Below are 22,964 nucleotides of genomic sequence, written 5' to 3'. Positions count from 1 at the left end.
CCCTTACCGACCGTGAGGCAGAATCGGGCCCGATGAGCACCTACCGCGACCTCGCCGCCCCCATCGGTTCCCGGCGCGCCCCCGTACTCCGCACGGTCGGCACCCGGGAGCGCCGCTCGCACCTGACGGCACCCCGCGTGCCGACGGTCGGCATCGACATCGGCGGCACGAAGGTGATGGCGGGCGTCGTCGACGCCGACGGCAACATCCTGGAGAAGCTCCGCACGGAGACCCCGGACAAGTCCAAGAGCCCGAAGGTCGTCGAAGACACCATCGTCGAGCTCGTCCTGGACCTGTCCGACCGGCACGACGTGCACGCGGTCGGCATCGGCGCGGCCGGCTGGGTCGACGCCGACCGCAACCGCGTTCTGTTCGCGCCGCACCTGTCCTGGCGCAACGAGCCGCTGCGCGACCGCCTCTCCGAGCGGCTGTCGGTTCCGGTGCTGGTCGACAACGACGCCAACGCCGCCGCCTGGGCCGAGTGGCGCTTCGGCGCCGGCCGCGGCGAGGACTATCTCGTCATGATCACGCTCGGCACCGGCATCGGCGGCGCGATCCTGGAGGACGGGCAGGTCAAGCGGGGCAAGTTCGGTGTCGCGGGTGAGTTCGGACACATGCAGGTCGTGCCCGGCGGCCACCGCTGCCCGTGCGGCAACCGCGGCTGCTGGGAGCAGTACAGCTCCGGCAACGCCCTGGTCCGGGAGGCGCGCGAACTGGCCGCGGCCGACTCCCCGGTCGCCTACGGGATCATCGAGCGCGTCAAGGGCAACATCTCCGACATCACCGGCCCGCTGATCACCGAGCTGGCCCGCGAGGGCGACGCCATGTGCGTCGAGCTGCTCCAGGACATCGGCCAGTGGCTCGGCGTCGGCATCGCCAACCTGGCCGCCGCCCTGGACCCGTCCTGCTTCGTGATCGGCGGCGGCGTCTCCGCGGCCGACGACCTGCTCATCGGCCCCGCGCGGGACGCCTTCAAGCGTCACCTCACCGGCCGCGGCTACCGCCCCGAGGCCCGCATCACCCGCGCCCAGCTCGGCCCCGAGGCCGGCATGGTCGGCGCCGCCGACCTCGCCCGGCTGGTCGCCCGGCGCTTCCGGCGCGCCAAGCGGCGCCGGGTCGAGCGGTACGAGCGCTACGAGAGGTACGCGGAGGCCCGGCGCGCGGCGCGGGGGGCGCTGTGACGATGTCGCTGCCACGTCAGGCGGCGCCCCCGGACGAGCCGCCGCTCCGTCCGGCCGAGGACCGCCGCCACAAGATCCGCCGCAGGGCCCTTACCCTGCTGATCATCGTGCTGCTCATCGGTGTCCCGGCCGGCTACCTGGTGATCTCCGCCGCCCAGAGCCGCAGCAGCGGCAAGGACAAGGAGGCCAAGTACTCGGCGACCGGCCTCACCGCCGGCTACCCGTCGAAGGTCCAGCGCCGTCTCTACCAGGTGCCGATCCCGCACCCGGCCGACCGGGTCGCCTACTACGAGACGAACAACTGGAAGACCAGCCGCCTCTACGTCCAGTTCCGGACCACCCAAGCCGGGCTGGACACCTTCCTCGACGCCATGGGCGTCAACCGGAGCGACCTGAAGAAGGGCGACATCACCGTCAGCGCCCGTGACCGGAAGATCACCGGCTGGACGTTCACGGGCACCGGCCCGTGGTGGGGCCTCAGACACGTGCAGAAGAACCCCGCGCCGACGCAGGACGTGGCCGTGAACCTGTCCAACCCGGTGCTCCCGATGGTCTACGTCGTCTCCCGCACGGTTCCCTGACCGGCGGGCCTGTTCGGTCGTCGGGTCGGCGGGCCTGTTCGGTCGTCGGGTCGGCGGGCCCGTCCGGTCGCCGGGGCCGATTGTCAGAGCCCGCCCTTAGAGTCGAAGACGTCTGACGCGACCGACGGGCGGGAGGTGACAGGACGTATGAGCGACGTGGCGGTGGCGGACAGGGCGGCGGACTCCGTGTCCGTGCGGCTCGCCGCCGTCTTCCTCCCCGCGCCCCTCCCGCGGGACGGGCGCATCGCCTTCTGGGACCCGGACGGCGAGGTATGGCCCGAGGACGGCCCCTCCGGGCGTACGGAGCTCACGGTCGTACGACGGCACGGGGCGGGCGCCCGCCGCAGGACCGCCCCCGCGCTGTCGCTGCCGCTCGACGAGGCGCTGCCGCACCTGGTGCGCGCCCGGCACGACCCCGCGGCCCACCCCGCCACGGCCTGCTGGGGCGCGGCCGCCCTGCACGCGCTGCGGCTCACCGCCCGCGGACGTCTGCTGCCCGGCCTGACCGCCACCGGGCACGACGCCTGGCGCGCGGGACCCCTGGACCCGGACGACGTCGCCCACCTGCGCGCGATCGCCGCGGCCCTGCCCTACGAGGGCCACGCCGTCCCGCTGCCCGGGTCCGGCCCGCTGCGGCTGCCCGAGCCGGAAGCGCTCATGCGCACGTTCCTCGACGCGGTCGCGGACACCCTGCCCCGCACCCCGGCCGCGCCGTACGCCTCTGGCAAGCCCTTCGCGGACCGCAAGCCGCAGTACCTGCCGGACGCCCACGACTGGGCGGCGGAGGTCGCCGCAGGCATGGACGCCGGCGTGCGGATCTCGCTCCGCCTGGACCTGTCGGCGTACGACCTGTTCGACGGCGGCGACGGGGTGCGCAGCGCGGGCGCGGCGATCGTCCAGGTGCACAGCCTCGCCGACCCCACGCTGGTGGCCGACGCGGCGACCCTGTGGGCAGGCGAGGCCGACGCGGCGTTCGGCCCCCGCGCGCGCGTGGACGCCGCCCTGGCCGTGCGGCGCGCGGCCCGGATCTGGCCGCCGCTCGACCGGCTGGCCGACCAGGAGGTGCCCGACGTCCTGGCCCTGACCGAGGAGGAACTGGGTGAGCTGCTCGGCGTGGCGGCGACACGGCTCGCGGCGGCCGGGGTCGCCGTGCACTGGCCCCGGGACCTGGCGCAGGACCTGACCGCGGCCGCGGTGGTACGACCGGCGCCGGGTTCGGCGACCGACGGCACCGGCTTCTTCGAGAGCGAGGAACTGCTGCAGTTCCGCTGGCAGTTGGCGCTCGGCGGCGACCCGCTCACCGACGCCGAGATGGACGCGCTCGCCGAGGCCCACCGCCCGGTCGTGCGGCTGCGGGACCGCTGGGTGCTCGTCGACCCGGCCCTCGTCCGCAAGGCCCGCAAGCGCGAACTGGGCCTGCTCGACCCGGTCGACGCGCTCTCCGTCGCGCTCACCGGCAGCGCGGAGGTCGACGGCGAGACGGTCGAGGCGGTGCCGGTCGGCACGCTGGCCGCGCTGCGGGACCGGCTGACCGCCGGAGTACGCCCCGCCGAGCCGCCCGCCGGGCTGCGGGCGACGCTCCGCGACTACCAGCTCCGCGGCCTGGCCTGGCTCGACCTGATGACCTCCCTCGGCCTCGGCGGCTGCCTCGCCGACGACATGGGCCTCGGCAAGACGGTCACCGTCATCGCCCTGCACCTGAAGCGGGCGCGCAGCGAACCGACGCTGGTGGTCTGCCCGGCGTCGCTCCTGGGCAACTGGCAGCGGGAGATCACCCGGTTCGCGCCCGGCGTCCCCGTTCGCCGCTTCCACGGCCCGGACCGCGCCCTGGAGGACCTCGACGGCGGCTTCGTGCTCACCACGTACGGCACGATGCGGTCGACGGCTGCCCGGCTGGCCGAGCAGCGCTGGGGCATGGTCGTCGCCGACGAGGCGCAGCACGTCAAGAACCCGTACTCGGCGACGGCGAAGGCGCTGCGCACGATCCCGTCCCCCGCGCGGGTGGCCCTGACCGGCACCCCGGTCGAGAACAACCTCTCCGAGCTCTGGGCCCTCCTCGACTGGACCACGCCGGGACTCCTCGGCCCCCTGAAGTCCTTCCGCGCCCGGCACGCGCGCGCGGTGGAGAACGGCGAGGACCAGGAGGCGGTGGAGCGCCTGGCCCGCCTGGTCCGCCCCTTCCTGCTGCGCCGCAAGAAGTCCGACCCCGGCATCGTCCCCGAACTGCCGCCCAAGACGGAGACGGACCACCCGGTCCCGCTCACCCGCGAACAGGCCGCGCTGTACGAGGCAGTGGTGCGCGAGTCGATGCTGGCCATCGAGACGGCCGAGGGCATGGGCCGCCGGGGCCTGGTGCTCAAGCTGCTGACCTCGCTGAAGCAGATCTGCGACCACCCGGCGCTGTTCCTGAAGGAGGAGCACCCGCGCGGCGGCGGCGACCGGCTCGCGGCGCGCTCCGGCAAACTGGCCCTGCTGGACGAACTACTGGACACGCTGCTCGCCGAGGACGGCTCGGCACTCGTCTTCACGCAGTACGTCGGCATGGCCCGGCTGATCACCTCCCACCTCGCCGCCCGCGCGGTCCCCGTCGACCTCCTCCACGGCGGTACGCCGGTCCCGGAGCGCGAGCGCATGGTGGACCGCTTCCAGAGCGGCGCGACCCCGGTCCTGGTGCTGTCCCTGAAGGCGGCCGGCACCGGCCTGAACCTCACCCGCGCGGGTCACGTCGTCCACTTCGACCGGTGGTGGAACCCGGCCGTCGAGGAGCAGGCCACCGACCGCGCCTACCGCATCGGCCAGACCCAGCCGGTCCAGGTCCACCGCCTCATCACCGAGGGCACCGTCGAGGACCGCATCGCCGAGATGCTCGCCTCCAAGCGCGCCCTGGCCGACGCGATCCTCGGCTCCGGCGAATCGGCCCTCACGGAACTGACGGACCGCGAGCTGTCCGACCTGGTGTCACTGCGGAGTGAGGGGTGATGGGGGCGACGGAGCAGGCGGACAACGGCTTCTCGGGTCCGGGCACGGGGCAGTTGCCGGGCGAGGAGACCCCCCAGACCGCGGCCCGTGACGCCAACCGGCCGTCGACGGCGGACGCGTCGCCCCGCTCGCCGGAGGCCCGGCCCGCCGACGCGGCACGTCGGGCTCTGCGGGCCGCGCGGGAACAGCAGCCGTCGGCCGGGCCGGCGGCAGACCACGAGCCGGCATCCGACAGGTCGGCAGGGCAGGCGGCGCAACCCGGCGACGCCGCCCGCGCGGCCCTGCGACGCGCGGTGTCCGCCCGGCGTGGTGACCGCACGGGAGCCGGTGACACGGCGGGGGACGCGCCGGTACCGCCGGCGGAAGGCTCTGGGGGGCTTCGGCAGCGTCCGGCGGAAGGCTCTGGGGGGCTTCGGCAGCAAGCGGCGGAAGGCTCCGGGAGGCTCCCGCAGCAGTCGGTGGAAAGCTCCGAGGGGCACTCGCACCGACCGGCGGAGTGCTCGGGCAACGTGCCGGATGCCCCTGCTCCGGCTCGTGACGACGAGGCGCGTTCCCGAGGCGTGCGTCCCGCTGATGCCGCGCGTGAGGCGTTGCGTGCGGCTCGGGCCCGAAGTGAAACGCAGGCGGAGCAGAGCGCAACGGATGCCGCCGCGCCGGGAGTCGAGGGCGTGCGTCGGCCTCGCCGACCCGCGCCGACCGTCGGCCGGTCCCGAAGTGCTGCCCCGGCCCGGGGTGTCGGCGTTCGGGCCCGCGATGTACGGGAGTTGCTCGAGGGAGCGTTCCAGATGCCGTCGGCGGTGGCCGGGCCGGGAGAGGGGCGCAGCGGCAACAGCACGGAAGACCGGGAGGGTTGGACTCCTCCGGCAATCATGACGTCCGACGCGGCCGACGGCCCGGAGATTACGTCCCCCGGCAAGTCGCCCGCCGACGCCACCGGCCCCGTCGGCACCTCGCCCGACACCACCGGCCCCGTCTCGGCCTCACCCCATGCCGGAGCCCACGCCCCCGCAGCGCAGAACCCGCCCCCGGGAACCGCCTCCCCGCCCCGACGCACGACCCGCACCACCCCAGCCAGTCCTACTGCCTCCACCACCCCCACGACCCCCACCACCCCCACGACCACCCCCACGACCACCCCCACGACCCCCACCACCCCTCGCGTCCCCCGCAGCATGGCCTCCCCCCGTCGTGACGGTGAACTGCGCCGGACCTTCCCGGCGTTCCCGCCCCGGACGCCGGACGACTCCGGGTTCGCCGAGACGTGGTGGGGGAACGCGTGGATCACCGCGCTGGAGGAGGGCGCGCTGGACGCGGCGCGGCTGGCCCGGGGGCGCGGTTACGCGAAGAAGGGGCACGTGGACGCCATCACCGTGACCCCCGGGCTCGTCCTGGCGTACGTACAGGGCAGCCGTCCGCGGCCGTACCGGGTGCAGGTGCGGCTGCGGACGCTCGACGACGCGGACTGGGACCGGTTCCTGGACGCCGCCGCCGAGCGGCCGGGGCACATCGCCGCGCTCCTGGACAAGGAGATGCCCCAGTCCCTCGCCGGCTGCGGAGTCCCCCTGCTCCCCGGCCCCGGCGACCTGGAACCGCGCTGCAGCTGCCCCGACCGCGGCCGCCCCTGCAAACACGCCGCCGCCCTCTGCTACCAGACCGCACGCCTGCTGGACGCCGACCCCTTCGTCCTGCTGCTGCTCCGCGGCCGGGGCGAGCGCGAGCTGCTCGACGCCCTCTCCCGGCTGAGCGCCACCCGCGCGGCCCGCGCCGCCCAGGACAAGGAACCGGCACCGCTGCCGGGCGTGCGCGCCGGTGACGTCCTCGCTCCTCGCCAGCTCCCTCCCCTTCCCAGCCCCTTGCCCCCGCCTCCGCACCCCGAGCAGCCCCCGGTGTACCCGGCAGCCCCGGGCGGTCCTGACCCCTTCGCGCTGGACCAGTTGGCGACCGATGCCGCCGCCCGCGCCCACGCCCTGCTCACCACCGGCCGTGACCCGGTCGGCGAGCTGACGCTGTGGCAGGACGCGGTGCGCCTCGCCGCCGCCCGGCCCGGTTCCGGACTGACCGCCGCCACGCGCTCCCTCTACGCCTCGCTCGCCTCCGCCGCCGGACGCACCCCGGCCGAGCTGGCGCGGGCGGTGGCCGCGTGGCGGCAGGGTGGCCTCGAAGGGCTCGCCGTCCTCGAGGAGCCCTGGGACCCGCCGGCGGGGCGGTTCGACCGGGCCCGCCCGCTCCTCCTCGCCGCCGACCTGCCCGCCTTCCGCCCGTGGCGCAACCGCCTCACCCACCCCCGCGGCCACGTCCAACTCCGCCTGGGCCGGGACGGCTTGTGGTATGCGTACGAATCCGAGCCGGGCCACGACGACTGGTGGCCCCGCGGCACCCCCGACCTCGACCCCGTCGGCGCCCTGACGGGCCTGGGCGCACCGAGCGACCTCTGAACACCGACCGCCCGTCCGCGGCGGACCGTGTTCGACGGTGGCTGATGTGGCCGTGGGCCCGGCCCGCCTTCACGACGCCCGCGCCGCTCGGGCCGGGTGCGCTGCTCGACCGACAGGCTGCCGCGCCCGGGGCTCGTACACGCCCCCTGAGCCGGGCCACCGCCACGGCGGGCCGAGACGCCCGGCCCGGGGGCGCACCCGCTCTGGCCCGGGCCGCCGCCACGGCGGGGCCACCCAGCCCGCCCCCACCACGGTCCTCAACAAACACGTCACACGTCCTCAACACGTCACACGTCCTCAACACGTCCTCAACACCACGGGTCACCTGTTCGACGTGGTAGTCCGGCATCCGTGAAGGCGGTGTGAGAATTCGCCGGTGATCCTCGGGAGCCCGGTGTGGAGAGTGGGGGCCCAGGGACGGGGCTGTCGGAACCGGCGGTTAGCGTGGAGCGGTGAGTGAGACGAAGACCCCTGCCCTCCAGTACCGCTTCGACGGCCCGGAAGACGCCCCGGTTCTCATCCTGGGCCCCTCGCTCGGCACCACCTGGCACAGGTTGTAGATCGCGTATTGTACGGTCCAGGTGGTCTAGATCAGGAGCGTTTTCGCAGGTCAGGTCCTTGTGGTCCAAGTGCGTCGACGCTGTTGGTGAGACGAATGTGATAGCAGGTGAGAGGTGAGGAGCCACCGTCGGCTGATGCCGATGGGGGCTCTGCGTGTCGGTTTTCTGAGCTGAGTCAGCGGAGGAAGGGCGGATGGACGAGGCCGAGCACCCCCGCCGTCGGCTGCGGGCCGCCGCGCGACTGCCGCCGCCCGCCCCGCGGACACCGAGGGGGGCCGGTGGCTGGTCCGCCGACGACTTCACTCACCGCCTCCACACCGGGCTGTGGCAGTGCCTGTCAGCCCTCGCTCGTCGCCGCGAGCCACACCGCAGTGACCGCGTCCCGAGCCCACCACACGCGTCGTCCCGCCGACCACCGCGGTCGCGAAGCGTCGCCCGCGCCATCCGATAGCACCCCGAGCACGCCGGTGACCGGCCCCGTAGGTCTCCGGCCATCGGTATAGGAGACGACGCCTACCACCACGCCGTCGATCCACGCCCACGAGCACCTCGACACTTGCCGGCCCACGTCAATCACGAGGAGCCTTCTGGGGCTGAGGAAGCGGCCCACCTGACGACGAAGGAGGAGTCTTTGACCTGGGCGTCCCACTCGCTGCGCTTGTGGCGCCCTCATGCCATGTGGCGGTCACTCGGGGGCGTCGGACCGGTCGGCGTTCTCGGGGCTGTTGTCTGCCCGCATCGGCAACCTCAGCGGCCGACCGTCGCGGTGAGCCCAGATGTCACCGAGGACGACTTGGATGATGCCGGTGACGGGAATCGCCAGCAGGGCACGGAGGATCCCGGCGGCTTCGGCCGCGATCAAGGTGGCGAGCAGCACGGTGAGGGGGTTGAGTTTCACCGTCCGAGACAGGATGACCGGTTGCAGGAGGTGGTTTTCGGCCTGCTGATAGACGATGAAGAAGACGATGGCTCCGATGCCGGCCGGCAGGGAGTGGACGAACGCCACCGCGGAGGCGACGACAGCCCCTATGGTGGCCCCCACCAGGGGAATGAGGTCGGTCAGGCCGACGAAGAGGGCCAGCAGGCCGGCGAACGGCACTCCGGAAACCAGCAGCACGACGTAGGTCAGGAGCCCGCAGATGACGCTGATCAGCAAGTTTCCGGTCAGGTAGCCGTTGAGGGTACGGGCGCACGCGGCTCCGACGCGGCGTATGCGGGCCGCGGGCGCCTCGTGCACGAGGGCCAGGGACCGATCTATGGCCGTGGGGCCCTCCAGCACCATCAGATAGGCCAGGACGAAAATGGTGAGAGCGCCTGCCGCGGTCGTCGTGGCACTGCGGATGAACTTCAAAGCGGGCGTGCTCAGTCCGGTGGCGAACGCGCGGATCTGCGCCTGATGCCGCTGGACGTACCGCAGAGCGTGCGTCCGCTGCAGCAGGTTACCGATTGGCCCGTGGCCGGCCCGGGCCTCCCTGATCATCGCGGGCAGACGACCGGCGAACCGGCTTCCCTCCTGGGCCAGGGGGATGACGAACAAGGCGACCACCGCGCCGACGGCCGCGGCCGCAGCCAGGAAGACGAGCAAGGTAGCCACTGACCGTCGGCACCGTGACACCCGTCGCTGCAGCGCCTCGACCGCCGGATGGAGGGAGACGGCCAAGAATTCGGGGGGAGGGAAAGCGAGCCGGTTCCGGATCGCGGAACGAGCCCGTGCGTTGGGAGCTCAGGTTTTCCTGATCGATCATTCCCTCCCCCAGGACGTGGCGACCGTCGCCCGCCGCGCGGTGGCCGATGGTGCGGATCTGCTGGGGGTGGCCGGCGGAGACGGCACGCAGGCACTTGTCGCCGGGGTGGCCGCGGAGAGCGGCCTGCCTTTCGTGGTCGTTCCGGCCGGTACCCGCAACCACTTCGCGATGGACCTCGGCCTGGACCGTGCGGACCCTTCGGCCGCGCTGGAGGCCCTCACGGACGGCGTCGAGCTGCGCCTCGATCTCGGGTACGCGGGCGAGCGAGCGTTCGTCAACAACGTGTTGTTCGGAGCGTATGCAGCCCTGGTGCAGGATCCGGCCTATCGCGAGGACAAGATCGGCACGATGGTACGCATCCTTCCGGAGTTCCTGGCCCGCCACGAGGGTCCGGAGCTGGCGGTGCGCACGGGGCTGCTCACTGTGGACCGGCCGGATGCCGTGCTGGTGAGCAACAACCCCTACCAGGTCGACGACCCGGCCGGGCTCGCAGGCGTGCACAGCTCGACTCGGGCCTGCTGGGAGTACTGGCCGCCAGGGCGGAGACGCCCGCCGAAACGGCCGCCAGGCTGCGAAAAGCGGGCAGATACACGGGCTGACCCGTCTCGCGACACCCGACGACGTCGTCATCCACGCCGACGCCCCGGTCGTCCCCGTCGGGCTGGACGGCGAAGCCGTCACCCTGCGGACTCCCGTGCGATGCCGGATCAGTTTTCGGGCTCTGCGGGTATGGGTTCCCCGCCATCGGCCGGGCGTCGTGCCCACCGGATGGCGGCCGCCGGGATGGGCCGTCGCCCAGCGGGCGGCCTCACTTGTCGAGCGTCTCTCATGGCCGTCACACCGTCTGGCCGACGGATGATCACGCCGTCGCCGGCATCGGTCAACGTCGTGGCGAGCGTGTGCTTCGTCGAGAGGGATGAGCAGCCGTTGTTGCAGGTCGGCGAGGTAGCTCCGCGCGGTGCCCGGGCTGAGGGCCGAGGCCCATCGGTCGGCCGGGCCGGGCAGTTCGACCTGCAGGGCCGTCTGCGCCTCGGTGATCAGCCGTTCCAGCTGATTCTCGTCGACGGCGGAGTCGGGGGCGGCGGGCGCGTGGGGTGGCTCCGACCGATCCCGCCGGCTTCGCCGATCAGTGCTGGGGGTGCGGACGTGCGTGGAACAGGGGGCGCCGCTGGGTGGCTGTGCCGGGAGCGAGGTGGCCGATCTCGACGCGTGTCCTGATGGCGCGGACCACTTCGGTCAGGCCCAGAACTATGGCCATGACGCCCACGACCAAAGTGAGTGTCGCGATCGAGGCGAACGGCATGATGATCATCACGATGCCGGCCATAGCGCCGATGATCCCGAAGGCCACGTGCCAGCCGCGCGCCGGCACGTCCGGGGCGGAAGCCGCCGCGGCCGTCTCCGTGGTACCGCGCAGCAGCCAGCTGAAGCCGATCCACAGGGCGAGCAGCAGGATCGACTCCAGGGTGCCCCGGAAGCAGATCAGCCCCAGCAGGATGGAGGCCGCGCCGGTGATGAAGTGCAGGACGCGAAGATGCCGGGGGACGTGGGTGCCGAAAGCGGCGGCGAGTTGGAAGACCCCGGTGACCAATAGGTAGACGCCGAAGAGGATGCCGACGACGCGGAGCGTCGCGCCTGGCCAGACCAGGGCGATGACGCCCAGGGCGATGGTGGCGAGGCCCATGGTGAGCAGGAGCTGCCAGCCTATGTTGGCCAGGGCGGCCATGCCTTCGGCCAGGGGGCCTTCTTGTGTTTCGGCGCTGCGCGGGGGAACGGGGCCGGGAGAATCGGAAGGAGATGTCATGGCACCTGCCTCTTTCTGGGAACAGCGCGTCCGTACATGTCCATCGTCACCCGATCAGCCTCATGTTGCTCGGTGGAAAGGGCGGCGGTTCGTGGCGTCTGGGGTACTGCACGAGCACGCTCCTCCGGCCTGCTCACCGGCACGTGCCCTCGGTCGAAGTCGGGATCAGGCGTCTCCGGGCCGCCCGACACCAGCGGCCGTGGCACATGTCGTGGTGTCCGGTTCGGGTTGACACGTCGGTACTCACACCTGAGGGATGACGACGGCGCGTCCTTGGATCTTGCCGTCGTGCAGGAGCTCATAGGCGGCGTTGGCGCGTTCCAGGGGGAAGTGCTCGACCAGCATCTTGATCTTTCCCCGCTGGGCGAGGGTGATCACTTCCATCAGCTCGGTGAGGGAGCCCCAGTAGGGTGAGGCGACCGAGCACTCGTGCGGCGGGCTGGAGAAGTTGACGGGCAGGGCTGCGCCGCCGAGGCCGACGATGGTCAGGTGGCCGAGCATCCTGGCCACCTGAGCAGCCATCCGCAGGGTTGGGGCTACGCCGACCATGTCCAGGACGAGCTGAGCGCCCTGTTGCCCCGTCATGTCCTTGATGCGCGTGATCGTCTCTTCGCCCGAGAGCAGTGCTTCGTCGGCGCCCATGTGCCTGGCGGTCTCCAGCTTGCCGGGGTCGGTGTCGACGGCGACGACGGTGGTCGCCGCGCTGAGCGCGCGCAGAATCTGGATGGTCATCTGGCCCAGGCCGCCGACCCCGATCACGACCGCGGTCGAGCCCGGCCCCAGCAGGTGCAGCGACCGTTTGACGGCACGATAGCTGGTCAGTCCGGCGTCGCTGAGCGGGGCGGCCTGGCGGGGGTCGAGGGTGCCCAGCGGAATCAGGTATCGCGCTGCCGGGACCAGCAGGTATTCGGCCATGCCGCCGTCGTGACCACCTCCCAGGCCCGGGCCTTGACCACCCAGGGTCTGGCAGTAATTCTCGCGACTCTCCCGGCAGTTGGCGCACACCCCACAGCCCCAGGAGCCGTAGACGATCACAGGGTCCCCGGGTACGAACCCGGTGACACCCGGTCCCAGCCGTTCCACCCATCCCGCGTTCTCATGGCCGAGCGTGAAGGGCGGACTCGTGAAACCGGGTGGCGGTGCGGGTGCCTCCATGATGTGCAGATCGGAGTGGCACGCACCGGCACCCCCGACCTTCACCAGGACTTGCCCCGGCCCGGGATCGGGTACCGGCACCTCGCGCAGCTCGGGCGGTTGCTGCCATCCGACCAGTTGATAAGCCTGCATGGCGGTCCTTCCCGCACACCCATTCAGTCGCGGATGCCGTCGATGTCGACCAGGACGTGGCGCGGGCCGCGGAAGATCTGGTTGTGCCGGTACGGCGGTGGGTCCTCGACGAGCCGAGGGTTCTGCACCCGGCGGAGGAACTCGCCGACGGCGATCTGGACCTCGAGCCGCGCGAGCGGAGCGCCGAAGCAGAAGTGGATGCCCTGGCTGAATCCGAGGTGCTGGTTGTCGCGGCGTTCGAGGTCGAGTTCGTCGGGGTCGGTGAACCGTTCCGGGTCGCGGTTCGCCGAGCCGTACGCCAGGAAGATCGGCGCGCCCTTCGGGATGGTGGTGCCTGCGATGTCGATGTCTTCCACGGCGGAGCGGGTGTGCCAGAACTGCACCGACGACTCGAAGCGCAGCAGCTCCTCCACCGCGGGCACGATGAGCTCGGGCCGGCGGCGCAGTTTCTCGAGCGCGTCGGGGTGGCGCAGCAGGGTGAGCACGCTGTGGGCGATGAGGTTGACCGTGGTTTCGTGTCCCGCGAAGATCAGGAGCAGGGTGTTGCTCGCGAGCACGCCCTTGGACATCCGTCCCTCCGGGCTGTCCTCGTTCACCATCGCCGAGAGCATGCCCGGGCCGGGCTGCTCGGCGTACCTGTCGAGCAGCCCGGCTGCGAACCGCCCGAACTCCTGCACGGCCTGCCGCCCCCCGGCCTGCCGACTCCGGATCTCTTCGGAGGCGGCCTCAGGACCGAAGTCCAAAGCGTCCAAGGCGGTTTCTATCCACTGGTGGAAGCGTGGCTCGTCCTCCAGCGGCACGCCCAGAACCTTGCAGATCACCGTCACCGGCAGGGGGTAGGCGAACTCGTCGACGGCATCGATCCGGTTCTTGCCCCTCATGTTGTCCAGGAGGCCGTCGACGATTCGGCGGATATCGGGCTCCAGGTCGGAGATCAGGTGAGGTGAAGGGGTCGGGCCGACGAAATGCGGCATCATCATCCGGCGATCCCGATCGTGCTCGGGCGGATCGCAGGTGATGATGTTCGGCTCGGTCAGTGCCTCCCTGATCGGCTCGGCCACCGGCTCCGCCGAGCCTTCTGCCTGGGCGGCGACCGGGGCGGGACACTTTCTTGGATCCGAACTGACCCGGGGGTCGTGGAGCAGCGCGACGATCTCCCGGTAGGTGCTGACGACGTAGGTTCCGTCCGGCTGCCGCGCGACCGGTGTCTTGCGGAGTTTCTCGTAGAAGGGGTAGGGATTGGCGCGGTTGGCGTAGCGGAGGGCCTGCTGCCAGGGGGTTTCCTCGACCACGAGGCTCCCCTCCTTCTTCCTGTCGGTGCTGTCCGCTGACACGGGTTGACCCGGCGGGCGCGTCAGTGACGCCGAGGCCGGAACTCGGCCGTCCGCTCGCCCGGGTCGTGGCCGGTCAGGACGACGTCGGGTACCGCCCCAGGGGCGCCGCGTTCCGGGAACTCGGCCGGCATCGGCTTCATGTCGGCCGGCTGGTCCCAGCCCGGCGGCGGAGGCGGGAACGGACCGGATCGCTCGATCAGCTTTCCGTAGTACTCCAGCCACTTGCCGTGGTCGAAGGTGACGGCGGCGACGATGCGGCCCCGGTGACCGTAGGCGGCGGCGAAACGGCGCTCCGCCACGGATCCCTGCGTGAAGACGATCTCGTCACCGAAAGGCGGCACCCCGACGGACTTGATGTTCACGCCGAACTGACCGGACCAGAAGCCGGGAAGCAGCAGATGCGGGCGATAGTGGGGCTCGAGGTTCACCATGTTGTGCGCCGCGACCTCGGCGCCGAAAACGGCGTTGTCCCAGTGCTCCATCGCGAGGAACTGGTACTCGTACAGCACGTGGGGCGCGCGCGCCACGTCCCCCGCCACGTAGATGCTGTCGGTGACCACGCCGTTGATGTCGAAAGCACGACCACCGGCGTCGCACCCCACGCCCCAGAAACCGGCCGCCAGCCCCGAGCCTTCCAGCCATTCCACGTTGCGGATCGACCCCAGCGAGGCCACCACCACGTCGGCGTCGACGGTGGCGCCGTCCGAGAGCTGAGCACGCCGCACGTGCCCGCCGGAGTCGCCCTCCAGTGACGACACGCCCAGCCCGCAGCGCAGGTCCACGCCGTGATCGCGCTGCATCTGCGCGGCGATCTCCCCGATCACCCCGCCGAGCGCGCCGACCAGCGGCGCCGAACCCCGCTCGACGACGGTCACCGGGATGTCCAGTTCGCGGCAGACAGAGGCCACTTCCGAGCCGATGAACCCGGCGCCGATGACCAGGACCCGCGACGGCGACTCGGCCAGCGCCTTCTGCAGCTGGGCGGCATCATCACGCGAGCGGATCGTGTGGACCCCGTGCAGGGCGGCCTCGTCCGGGTTCGGCCACTGTCGCGCGCGGGTGCCCGTGGCGATCAGCAACCGGTCGTACGGGACCTGCTCACCGTCGGCCAGGCGCACCTGCTTGGTCGCCCGGTCCAGCCCGGTGGCGGCCACCCTGAGCCGCCAGTCCGCGTCCACTTCTCGCAGGCGCGGCAGCTTGGTGTGGTCGGCCGGCACCCAGCCCTTGAGCACCTGTTTGGACAGCGGGGGACGGTCGTAGGGCTCGTACGGTTCGTCCCCGATGATGGTCAGGGAACCGGTGAAGCCCTCCTCGCGCAGGGCTTCCGCGGCCCGCAGCCCGGCCAGAGATGCACCCACGATGACAATCCGGCCACTGGCCCTGAACTCGCGCACCAGCTCTGCGACCGTTGCCGGCAACGTCATGACGTCGCGCTCCGCTCCGCGCCGTCCAAGCGGTCGATCACGATCGCCTGCACGGGGCATGCCGCAGCGGCTCGTTCGACCTGCAGGCGCCGCTCGTCATCGGGGTTCGGCTCGTAGGTGAGCGCCTCCTGACCACTCAGCCTGAAGACCTCGTGAGCCAGATACACGCATTGTGCGTATCCCTGGCATCGATTCAGGTCCACGACGATGCGCATGGGCAGACTCCTTCCACTCTGCCTCCCGCCCCACGGCGACCATCGACACGTTCCTGCAGCTACGGAGCGGTTCTCAAGCCTCCTGCACCTCGCCACCTCCGCGTGACACGTATTGGCTGTGAGCGTCACATACGGCATCCGATGGCGTCGGTATCGCGGCCCGGTGGTGGCCGTTGGGCCCTAAGAAAATGTTCGTCCCGCCTCACCACGATCGCAAACGTACGTTCGCCCGGCTCTCCGCCGTCGCCTGGTGCAGGACACCAGTAAGGCGACGGACATGCATGCGCAAGTGCTCCTCACTGTCCGGGGTGCCACCCGGGATGCGAACCGTGGCGTAGACCTCGGCGGCTGCGAAGCACTGGCTTCGAGCGCCAGGACGACGATCTTCAACGGCGCGGCAGCGCACCAGTGGCCGCTGCGGATCACGAGTCTGATCATCTCATCAAGCTTGGGGGACTTGACGGCCAAGCCATTACATCTGACTTTTTCATCAAAAGTGAGCATTTCATCCACTATCTATCGTGTGCCGCTCATCCGGACAGCGTCGTTCACCACGGCTGCACACAGGGAGGCGGAGCTTCCGCACCGATGGGATCCGCGATGAAGACGACCGACCACACGCACCTCGCAGAACCGGTGAGCCTCTGCGAGACGCCCGACGCCGCGATCGCGATGCTTGATGCTGAGGGCACCGTGGTGGGGTGGACGCACGCCGCTCAGCAGCTTGTCGGCTACTCGGCCGGGGAGGTGGTGGGCCGGTCCGCTGCCCGGGTGCTGCCGCCTCCCGCGGATGCCCGGCGGGCTTCGGCGTTCGCCGAGCAGTGCCGTGCGCGGGGTGGCTGGTCCGGCACGGCGGCGATACGCCACCGCGACGGCCACACGCTCAGGATGACGCTGCGGGTCTCGCTCCTGCGGGGGCGGGACGCCGGTATCCGGTGGCTGGTGTCCGTGACGGACATAGGGTCCCTGTCCTCGGGGACGGCCGGGGGACCGGTGCGGGAGTCGCTCATTGCCCGGGCCCCGATGGGCATCGTCGTTTACGACCCGCAGCTGCGCTGTGTGTGGGCGAACGACGCGATGGAGCGTCACGACGGCGTTCCTCGTCACCGACGCTTCGGGCGCGGCCTGAAGGACTCACTGCCCGCCATCGAGGCCGAAGCGCTCGAGGTGGTGATGCGGCAGGTGCTGGAGAGCGGCTCGACGACGGTGCACGAGTACCGGGCGTGGCCGCCTGCGGACCGGCCTCGTGAGCATGCGTTCTCGGCCTCGTTCTTCTGTCTCCAGGGCGCGGACGGCACGCCACTGGGCGTGTGTGCCATGACGGTGGACGTCACCGGGAACCGGCGGGCGCGCGAGCGCCTCGCCATCCTCAGCGAGGCCAGCACGCACATCGGGAGCACCCTCGACGTGATGCGGACCGGGCAGGAACTGGCGGAACTCGCCGTGCCCCTGCTGGCCGACCACGCACTCGTCGACCTCGTGGAGTCGGTTCCGTTCGGCGTCGAGCCGGCGGCACGGACCGGCACGACGAGTGGCCGGCCGCAGCTGCTGCTCGGCCGTTCCCTGGAACAGACGCCGTTCCAGGAGGACGACCTGCTCCTTGCGGAGGAGCTGGTCACCCGGGCCGCACTGTGCCTGGACAACGCGCTCCGGTACGCGCGCGAGCGCACCGCCGCCCTGACGCTGCAACGCGACCTGCTCCCTCACCGTGTACAGGGCGGTGCCGCCGTCGAGGTCGCCTCGCGCTATGTGCCGGCCGACGCGGACCACGGTGTGGGGGGTGACTGGTTCGACGTGATCGAGCTGTCCGGTGTCCGGGTGGCCCTGGTCGTCGGCGATGTGGTGGGACACGGCATCAACGCCGCGGCGACCATGGGCAGGCTGCGCACCGCCGTGCGCACCCTCGCGGACCTCGACCTGCCCCCGGACGAACTGCTGGCGCACCTCGACGACACGGTCCGGCGACTGAACGACGAGGACGCCGACGTCTCCGACCCGGTCCCCGCGGTGGTGGGTGCCACCTGTCTGTACGCCGTCTACGACCCGGTCACCCGACGGTGCACGATGGCGCGGGCGGGGCATCCACCGCCCCTGATCGTCGACGCGCAGGGCAGGGTCACCATCCCCGACCTGCCCGCCGGAGCACCGCTCGGCCTGGGCCTCGGCCTGGTGCCTTTCGAGTCCGTGGAACTGGAGCTACCCGAGGGGAGTGTGCTCGCCTTCTACTCCGACGGCCTGGTGGAGTCCCGCGGCGAGGACATCGACGTCGGCCTGCAGCGCCTCGGCGCCGCACTGGCGCAGCCGGGTGCCTCCCTGGAGGACCTGTGCTCTCGGGCGATGAAGACCTTGCCGGCGCAGGCGTCGTACGACGATGTCACCTTGCTTCTTGCTCGGACGCGCGCACTGCAACCCGCCCAGGTCGCCTCGTGGGACCTGCCGAACGAACTCGTCACCGTCCCGACAGCCCGGCACCTTGCCGCCCGTCAGCTCAGGCAATGGGGTCTGGAGCCGCTGGTGACACCGGTACAGTCGATCGTCAGTGAACTGGTCACCAACGCGATCCGCCACGGTGGCGGCCCGAGCCGCCTGAAACTCATCCAGCACCGGGTCCTGACGTGTGAGGTCTCCGACACCAACACCGGCCAACCGCGCCCCCGTCATCCCCGCATTCTCGACGAGCACGGCCGCGGCCTTTATCTGGTCGCTCGGTTGTCGCGCAGGTGGGGTTCCCGCTCAGCAGCAGACGGCAAGGTCGTCTGGGCCGAACAAGACCTGCCCTCCACAGCCGGCGCCCTCTGACGGCCGACAGCCGACACAGCATCCCCCTCTCTCGTAGCCGCGGGCTCTCGTCATGGAAGCCAGAGACATGGACATATCGAACACTCAGAACACCGGCCCGGCAGGCGCCTCCCAAGGAGCGACGAGTGTCTCCGGCGCCGGGGGCAGGCCGCCCGCCTTCGACGGTCTGGCCGCAGCCGTGCTCGACGATCGAGGCACGGTCGTGGGGTGGACCGGCACAGCACAGGACCTGACCGGGTTCTGCACCGACGAGGTCCACGGCCGCCCCGTGCAGGAGCTGGTGGCCGGCCTCCCGCACGACCCGCTCAGGGCCGCACAATTGCCGGCGACCGGCCGGGTACGACTGCGTCACCAGTGCGGTAACACGATCGACGTCACATTCCGGACCACACGGGTGAACGGCTCGGCGGACTTTCTCGTGCTCGCGGCCCCCACTCCTCATGTCGCCAACCATCGGCACGGCGCAGCGCTCCTGCGCGCACTGTCCGCACAGAACCGGATCACGATCGCTCTGCACGACACGGATCTCACCACTGTGCAGACGAACGCCATGCCGGACACTTCCGACGGCCGTCCCGTACAGCCGGGCGCCCGGCTGGGCGACGTGCTGTGCGCCGAGGACGCCGAGAGCATCGAGGCGGTACTGCGGCAGGTGCTCGAGACGGGTGTCCCGGTGATGCACAGGAGCCAGCGAGTGAGCTGGCGGCACCATATGGCGCGGCGGCATGCGCTGTCGCTGTCCGCCTTCCGTCTGGAGGACGCGCGAGGACGCCCCGCGGGGGTCGCAGCCCTGTACATAGACGACACCGACCAACTGCGTGCCCGCCGACAGCTGGATCTTGCCCATGCGGTTGCCGAGCGGGTGGGGGGCTCCCTGGATGTCGTGCGGACCGCGCAGGATCTCTCGGACGTCCTGTACCCACCTTCGGCGATCTCGCCGCAGTCGACCTTGCGGAAGCTGTCTTCGACGGTGATGAACCCGCCGAGCGGTTGGGCGGCGGGGATCTGCATCTGCGCAACGCGGCCCTGGCGCCGGCCACCGCGGTCTGGCCGCCCGGCATCCAGCGCGGCAACCTCCCCACCCCTGTCCGACCGCCCCCTCCTGCTCCGCTTCCAGTATGGCGAGACGGTCGTCTACGGCCGGGACGACTACATCGCCCTGATCGGCGGCCCACAGTCGGCCGATCAGCTCCTCCCGCACGACACCCACGCGGTCTTGGTGGCACCGCTGCACGCCCGCGGCCTCACCCTCGGCGCGATCGTGGTCTGGCGCACCGGCCCATCCGAACCGTTCACCGAGGACGAGGTGGATCTCATGAGGCAGATCGCCTCACGGGGAGCACTCGCCATCGACAACGCCCGCCGCTACACACGCGAGCACAGAGCGGCCATGGCCCTGCAGCAAAGACTCCTTCCCCCGGCCACGACCGACACTCCGGCAGCCGAGACCGCCGGCGCCTACACACGCCGTGGAGCGGGCACCAGCGGCGACTGGTATGACGCCATCCCCCTGCCCTCTCTCCGTCTGGCCCTCGTCGCCGGAGACGTGATCGGCCACGGCATACCCGCCAGCGCCACCATGGGCCGTCTGCGCGCCGCCATCCAGACCCTCGCCGACCTCGAACTGGAACCGGACGAGCTACTTACCCGGATCGCCGACCTGGTCCAGCGCCTCGCGGCGGAAGCACCACCCGGCGACCATGACGTCATGGGCGCCACCTGCCTGTACGCGGTCTACGACCCGGTCACCCGACGCTGCGCCATGGCCAGTGCCGGGCACCCGCCGCCCGTGCTTGTACGGCCCGACGGGACCACTGAAGCCGTCGACGTTTCCCCAGGGCCGCCCCTCGCCGTCTGCGGCATGCCGTACGAGACAACCACGATCGACCTCGATCCGGGCAGCGTCCTCGCGCTCTACACCGACGGCCTGGTCCACCGCGGCGCGCTCGACAGCGACGATGGGCTCCGGCGGCTGACCGATGCCCTAGCCACCTCCTGCCGCCCGGACCGCGCCTTGGACGAGACGGCCAGGGCCCTCCTCGCCGATCTGATGGCTGTACGGGGTCTGGCGTCGGTTGAAACCGCTGTGTGATCCTCGGCCGCGGGGAGCAGTTTCCGCAACGGGGAGGGTACATGGCTGTACCGAGAGCTGTCGTGTGGCCACGAGACCCGCATACGGCAGCCAAGCACGACCTGCTCAAGAAGTACCTGCAGCCCTGGGCGCGCATCTTGCTGACCCACCAGGACAGCGTCACCTACGCGGAGGGCTTTGCCGGCCCCGGGGTCTACGAAGGTGGCGAACCTGGGTCGCCCGTCGTCGCCCATCGGGTCTTCGCGGAGGCCCTGCGGCAACGCCCCAAGAGGGTGCGCATGGTCCTCGTCGAAGAGGACGCCCGTCGGGTGGAGAAGCTGCAACGTCAATTGGTGCTCGCGTCCGAGCGCACTCCCAATGAGATCAGCGCCCGCATGCAGAGCGACCTCCACACCGGAACCTGCCACCCCACGCTCCTTGAGAGGCTTCGCGCAGGTGGGCACCTTGGCAAGCCGCTCTTCGTGCTGCTGGACAGCTATGGCGGCCCGGACATCCCATTTTCTCTGTTGCAGCAGCTGGCCCAGTTCCGGCGAACCGAGGTGATGCTGACCTTCGTACCGAACTTTCTTACCCGCTTCGCTGAGAAGAGCGACGGCCACCGGGCCGCCGGCGACGCCGCGTTTGGTGGCACCGAATGGCATGGCGTGTGCACACAACCGGCGGGACGCAAGTTCGCGTACCTGCGTGATCGGTATCGAGAGTCGATCCAGCGAGCCGGGTTCACCTACACCCTCTACTTCGAGATGGTGGATGAAGGCGGGCACCCGCTCCACCTCCTCTACGGGACCCCTCACGAGTTGGGCGTAGAGAAGATGAAGGACGCCATGTGGAGTGTCGATCCGCATACGGCGTTCAGTACCGGGATCCCAAGGACGTGCAGCAACAGGCCCTGGACTTGGAGTTTGAGCCCAACACGGATCCACTGCGCCGCATGCTCTTGGAGTTCATCGCCGAGCTGCCCGGAGGGCGGGCGGTCGAAGACCTCCAGCAGTACACGCTGCTCGAGACGGTCTACCGTCCCGCTCAGGTCATCTCGCTCATCGAGAAGATGCGGGACGACAAGGTCGTCGCCACAGAGCCGCGTCGTATCACCAAGAGGACCCAGGTGTTCCCCTACATCGAGAAACCCGGACAAGGCGAGCTCTTCTAGGGCTGATACGACGCATTGGTGAGCTCCACCGGGTGAGCTTTACGGGCGGCGGCGAAGACCGCCCTGCGGGCACTGAACGGGTCGTGGGCCGAGCGCAGCCATGGGTGGGTGGCCAGGGCGGCGGCCAGTCGCCTGCACTCTTCCTGGGCTGCGAGCCACCCTTCTCGTTCTCCGTGCGTGATGTCGGCTCGTCCCGCCGCGATGTCTGCTCCCGCCGGGAGGGCTTCGGCGAGGGCTTCAAGGCGCTGAAGGGCGGAGTCCAACGTCAGCCTCGCCGTCACCATATCGCCGGGGATCTCCCAGCCGTCCACGTTCCACACGGACTTGTACTCGGGCGACGGTTCCTTCGACAGCCAGTCGGAGGCGTCGATGGGGTCGCCGTTGTCACGGGGGCGTGCGAGCTCTGCGCGAATCCAAGGTGTCTGCGCCATAGTGGCAGCGCGGGTCGGGCGGGAGCGGCTCGGCGGGGAGGATCGTGGCGGCCGAGCCGGCAGCCGACGCCGGCAGATAGGGATCCGGTTCCGGACGGCCCTGCAGAAACTCTGCCTTGTCCGACGGCTTCACCCACATGTGCCAGCCACGCCGCCGCCCGGTGCGCGCTCGCATGAACAGCGTCACGAGCTCGCCTGTGGCCGTCATACGCACCATGTCGTCGTAGTGCGCCTGTGTCGATTCCCATGTGGCGTGCCAACCGCCGCAGCGCGTATCCGTCTTGGGGCATTCGTGTTGCGTGGTCCAGTCGCAGCGGACCATGCGCAACGCCTTCACCCCTCCTCGTACGCGCAAGGCGTCTCGGCTGCCCACGTCCTGCCACCGCTGGACGTTCAGCCTGGCCCAGGGAGCCCGGTCGATGGCGAGCGAGTTCTCGTTCGTCACGAGCCACAGCGGTGTCAGGCCGTCGTCCACGGCGGTGCGCGTCCTGGTGTCGACGGAACTGCTGGCGATCGGTGAGATCTGGATCTCGTAGCCGATCTTCTTTCCGCTGACCCCGTCGACCGTCACGTCGGTACGCCGACGACCATGTGCGGCTCGGTCTTCGACGGTGACACCGAAGCCCTCACGGCCGGCTGTTTCGGCGGTGTGGTTCTTCAGGGTCTTGTGCAGCTCGCTCTCGCCCGCTGTCTCGGGCACATGGCCTTTGGCCACGTGCCGGGCGTGGTACCGGCCGTTCTTCTCGACGATCGTCATGAACCCGGGCAGACGGTGCCGTATTCATGGGCTCCGAGGCAGTAGAGAAGGTCGGGCTTGTAGTTGCGGTGAATTTCCTGCAGGAGCCCAGGGTGCTCCGGGTGGCCCAGGTCTGATGCAGTCAAGCCGATAGTGATCCCGTAACTGCGATGCAGCACGTTGTGGATCACGTGTTCAGGGTAAGTCCTGC

16 protein-coding genes and 2 pseudogenes are annotated in these 22,964 nt (G+C 70.8%); 9 read left to right on the top strand and 9 right to left on the bottom strand.

Annotated elements, in window-relative coordinates; translation table 11 throughout:
* Positions 1-32: 32 nt before the first annotated feature.
* The 4 genes from ABZV31_RS04830 (at position 33) to ABZV31_RS04815 (ending at position 7,176) form a co-directional block, all read left to right on the top strand.
* The gene (locus ABZV31_RS04830; protein WP_355888130.1) at positions 33-1,181 is read left to right on the top strand and encodes an ROK family glucokinase; all 1,149 of its coding nucleotides are present in this window, start codon (positions 33-35) and stop codon (positions 1,179-1,181) included.
* Positions 1,178-1,762 (top strand): sugar kinase, encoded by a 585-nt coding sequence (locus ABZV31_RS04825; protein WP_355888126.1) that lies wholly within the window; start codon positions 1,178-1,180, stop codon positions 1,760-1,762. The genes ABZV31_RS04830 and ABZV31_RS04825 overlap by 4 nt, the downstream gene beginning before the upstream one ends.
* Before the next feature lie 147 nt (positions 1,763-1,909).
* Positions 1,910-4,741, top strand: coding sequence for a DEAD/DEAH box helicase (locus tag ABZV31_RS04820; RefSeq protein ID WP_355888124.1), 2,832 nt, complete (start codon positions 1,910-1,912; stop codon positions 4,739-4,741).
* Between the two features lie 869 nt (positions 4,742-5,610).
* Positions 5,611-7,176, top strand: a complete 1,566-nt coding sequence (locus tag ABZV31_RS04815; protein ID WP_355888121.1) for an SWIM zinc finger family protein — start codon at positions 5,611-5,613, stop codon at positions 7,174-7,176.
* Positions 7,177-8,421: 1,245 nt separating this feature from the next.
* Here ABZV31_RS04815 and ABZV31_RS04810 read toward each other — a convergent pair.
* Positions 8,422-9,351: an AI-2E family transporter gene (locus ABZV31_RS04810; protein ID WP_355888119.1), complete on the bottom strand. Its 930-nt coding sequence runs from the start codon at positions 9,349-9,351 to the stop codon at positions 8,422-8,424.
* A gap of 49 nt (positions 9,352-9,400) precedes the next feature.
* Between ABZV31_RS04810 and ABZV31_RS04805 the strand changes: the two are divergent.
* Positions 9,401-10,340 (top strand): annotated as a pseudogene (locus ABZV31_RS04805) (diacylglycerol kinase family protein); the annotation flags it as partial.
* A gap of 267 nt (positions 10,341-10,607) precedes the next feature.
* Here the strand turns inward: ABZV31_RS04805 and ABZV31_RS04800 are convergent.
* The 5 genes from ABZV31_RS04800 to ABZV31_RS04780 all read right to left on the bottom strand — a co-directional run bounded on the left by ABZV31_RS04800 (position 10,608) and on the right by ABZV31_RS04780 (position 15,545).
* Positions 10,608-11,285 carry an HdeD family acid-resistance protein gene (locus tag ABZV31_RS04800; protein ID WP_355888116.1) on the bottom strand — a complete coding sequence of 226 codons (678 nt, stop codon included), beginning with the start codon at positions 11,283-11,285 and terminating at the stop codon, positions 10,608-10,610.
* Positions 11,286-11,528: 243 nt separating this feature from the next.
* The gene (locus ABZV31_RS04795) at positions 11,529-12,572 is read right to left on the bottom strand and encodes an NAD(P)-dependent alcohol dehydrogenase (RefSeq protein ID WP_355888113.1); all 1,044 of its coding nucleotides are present in this window, start codon (positions 12,570-12,572) and stop codon (positions 11,529-11,531) included.
* A gap of 23 nt (positions 12,573-12,595) precedes the next feature.
* Positions 12,596-13,864, bottom strand: a complete 1,269-nt coding sequence (locus tag ABZV31_RS04790) for a cytochrome P450 (protein WP_355888110.1) — start codon at positions 13,862-13,864, stop codon at positions 12,596-12,598.
* Between the two features lie 62 nt (positions 13,865-13,926).
* Complete coding sequence (locus tag ABZV31_RS04785) at positions 13,927-15,330, bottom strand: FAD/NAD(P)-binding oxidoreductase (RefSeq protein ID WP_355888107.1); 1,404 nt, start codon at positions 15,328-15,330, stop codon at positions 13,927-13,929.
* The gene (locus ABZV31_RS04780; RefSeq protein WP_355888104.1) at positions 15,327-15,545 is read right to left on the bottom strand and encodes a ferredoxin; all 219 of its coding nucleotides are present in this window, start codon (positions 15,543-15,545) and stop codon (positions 15,327-15,329) included. The genes ABZV31_RS04785 and ABZV31_RS04780 overlap by 4 nt, the downstream gene beginning before the upstream one ends.
* Positions 15,546-16,145: 600 nt before the next feature.
* Between ABZV31_RS04780 and ABZV31_RS04775 the strand changes: the two genes are divergently transcribed.
* The 4 genes and pseudogenes from ABZV31_RS04775 to ABZV31_RS04760 all read left to right on the top strand — a co-directional run bounded on the left by ABZV31_RS04775 (position 16,146) and on the right by ABZV31_RS04760 (position 21,586).
* Positions 16,146-18,344 (top strand): SpoIIE family protein phosphatase, encoded by a 2,199-nt coding sequence (locus ABZV31_RS04775; RefSeq protein ID WP_355889006.1) that lies wholly within the window; start codon positions 16,146-16,148, stop codon positions 18,342-18,344.
* A gap of 67 nt (positions 18,345-18,411) precedes the next feature.
* Positions 18,412-20,436 carry a SpoIIE family protein phosphatase gene (locus ABZV31_RS04770; RefSeq protein ID WP_355888101.1) on the top strand — a complete coding sequence of 675 codons (2,025 nt, stop codon included), beginning with the start codon at positions 18,412-18,414 and terminating at the stop codon, positions 20,434-20,436.
* A 41-nt stretch (positions 20,437-20,477) separates the two neighbouring features.
* Positions 20,478-21,212: pseudogene (tcmP, locus tag ABZV31_RS04765) on the top strand (three-Cys-motif partner protein TcmP); the annotation flags it as partial.
* A gap of 155 nt (positions 21,213-21,367) precedes the next feature.
* Positions 21,368-21,586 (top strand): hypothetical protein, encoded by a 219-nt coding sequence (locus ABZV31_RS04760; RefSeq protein WP_355889049.1) that lies wholly within the window; start codon positions 21,368-21,370, stop codon positions 21,584-21,586.
* Here ABZV31_RS04760 and ABZV31_RS04755 read toward each other — a convergent pair.
* Genes ABZV31_RS04755 through ABZV31_RS04745 form a run of 3 tightly spaced genes read right to left on the bottom strand, consistent with a single transcriptional unit; the run spans position 21,583 to position 22,944 of the window.
* The gene (locus ABZV31_RS04755) at positions 21,583-22,017 is read right to left on the bottom strand and encodes a hypothetical protein (RefSeq protein WP_355888098.1); all 435 of its coding nucleotides are present in this window, start codon (positions 22,015-22,017) and stop codon (positions 21,583-21,585) included. The two genes, ABZV31_RS04760 and ABZV31_RS04755, sit on opposite strands and share 4 nt — an antisense overlap.
* Positions 21,971-22,774 (bottom strand): hypothetical protein, encoded by an 804-nt coding sequence (locus tag ABZV31_RS04750; RefSeq protein WP_355888095.1) that lies wholly within the window; start codon positions 22,772-22,774, stop codon positions 21,971-21,973. Before ABZV31_RS04750 ends, ABZV31_RS04755 begins: the two co-directional genes overlap by 47 nt.
* Positions 22,771-22,944: a hypothetical protein gene (locus ABZV31_RS04745; protein WP_355888092.1), complete on the bottom strand. Its 174-nt coding sequence runs from the start codon at positions 22,942-22,944 to the stop codon at positions 22,771-22,773. Before ABZV31_RS04745 ends, ABZV31_RS04750 begins: the two co-directional genes overlap by 4 nt.
* Positions 22,945-22,964 lie beyond the last annotated feature (20 nt).

It is taken from the genome of Streptomyces sp. NPDC005202 (genome assembly GCF_040608235.1).
Taxonomy (GTDB): Bacteria; Actinomycetota; Actinomycetes; order Streptomycetales; family Streptomycetaceae; genus Streptomyces.
This window is presented reverse-complemented; position numbering and strand designations above follow the sequence as displayed.

Coding starts and splice junctions, on each gene's coding strand:
- ABZV31_RS04795 (WP_355888113.1), bottom strand. CDS start 12,572: ATGCAGGCTTATCAACTGGTCGGATGGCAGCAACCGCCCGAGCTGCGC.
- ABZV31_RS04800 (WP_355888116.1), bottom strand. CDS start 11,285: ATGACATCTCCTTCCGATTCTCCCGGCCCCGTTCCCCCGCGCAGCGCC.
- ABZV31_RS04770 (WP_355888101.1), top strand. CDS start 18,412: ATGGACATATCGAACACTCAGAACACCGGCCCGGCAGGCGCCTCCCAA.
- ABZV31_RS04755 (WP_355888098.1), bottom strand. CDS start 22,017: ATGGCGCAGACACCTTGGATTCGCGCAGAGCTCGCACGCCCCCGTGAC.
- ABZV31_RS04820 (WP_355888124.1), top strand. CDS start 1,910: ATGAGCGACGTGGCGGTGGCGGACAGGGCGGCGGACTCCGTGTCCGTG.
- ABZV31_RS04785 (WP_355888107.1), bottom strand. CDS start 15,330: ATGACGTTGCCGGCAACGGTCGCAGAGCTGGTGCGCGAGTTCAGGGCC.
- ABZV31_RS04760 (WP_355889049.1), top strand. CDS start 21,368: ATGCTCTTGGAGTTCATCGCCGAGCTGCCCGGAGGGCGGGCGGTCGAA.
- ABZV31_RS04780 (WP_355888104.1), bottom strand. CDS start 15,545: ATGCGCATCGTCGTGGACCTGAATCGATGCCAGGGATACGCACAATGC.
- ABZV31_RS04830 (WP_355888130.1), top strand. CDS start 33: ATGAGCACCTACCGCGACCTCGCCGCCCCCATCGGTTCCCGGCGCGCC.
- ABZV31_RS04750 (WP_355888095.1), bottom strand. CDS start 22,774: ATGACGATCGTCGAGAAGAACGGCCGGTACCACGCCCGGCACGTGGCC.
- ABZV31_RS04775 (WP_355889006.1), top strand. CDS start 16,146: ATGAAGACGACCGACCACACGCACCTCGCAGAACCGGTGAGCCTCTGC.
- ABZV31_RS04815 (WP_355888121.1), top strand. CDS start 5,611: ATGACGTCCGACGCGGCCGACGGCCCGGAGATTACGTCCCCCGGCAAG.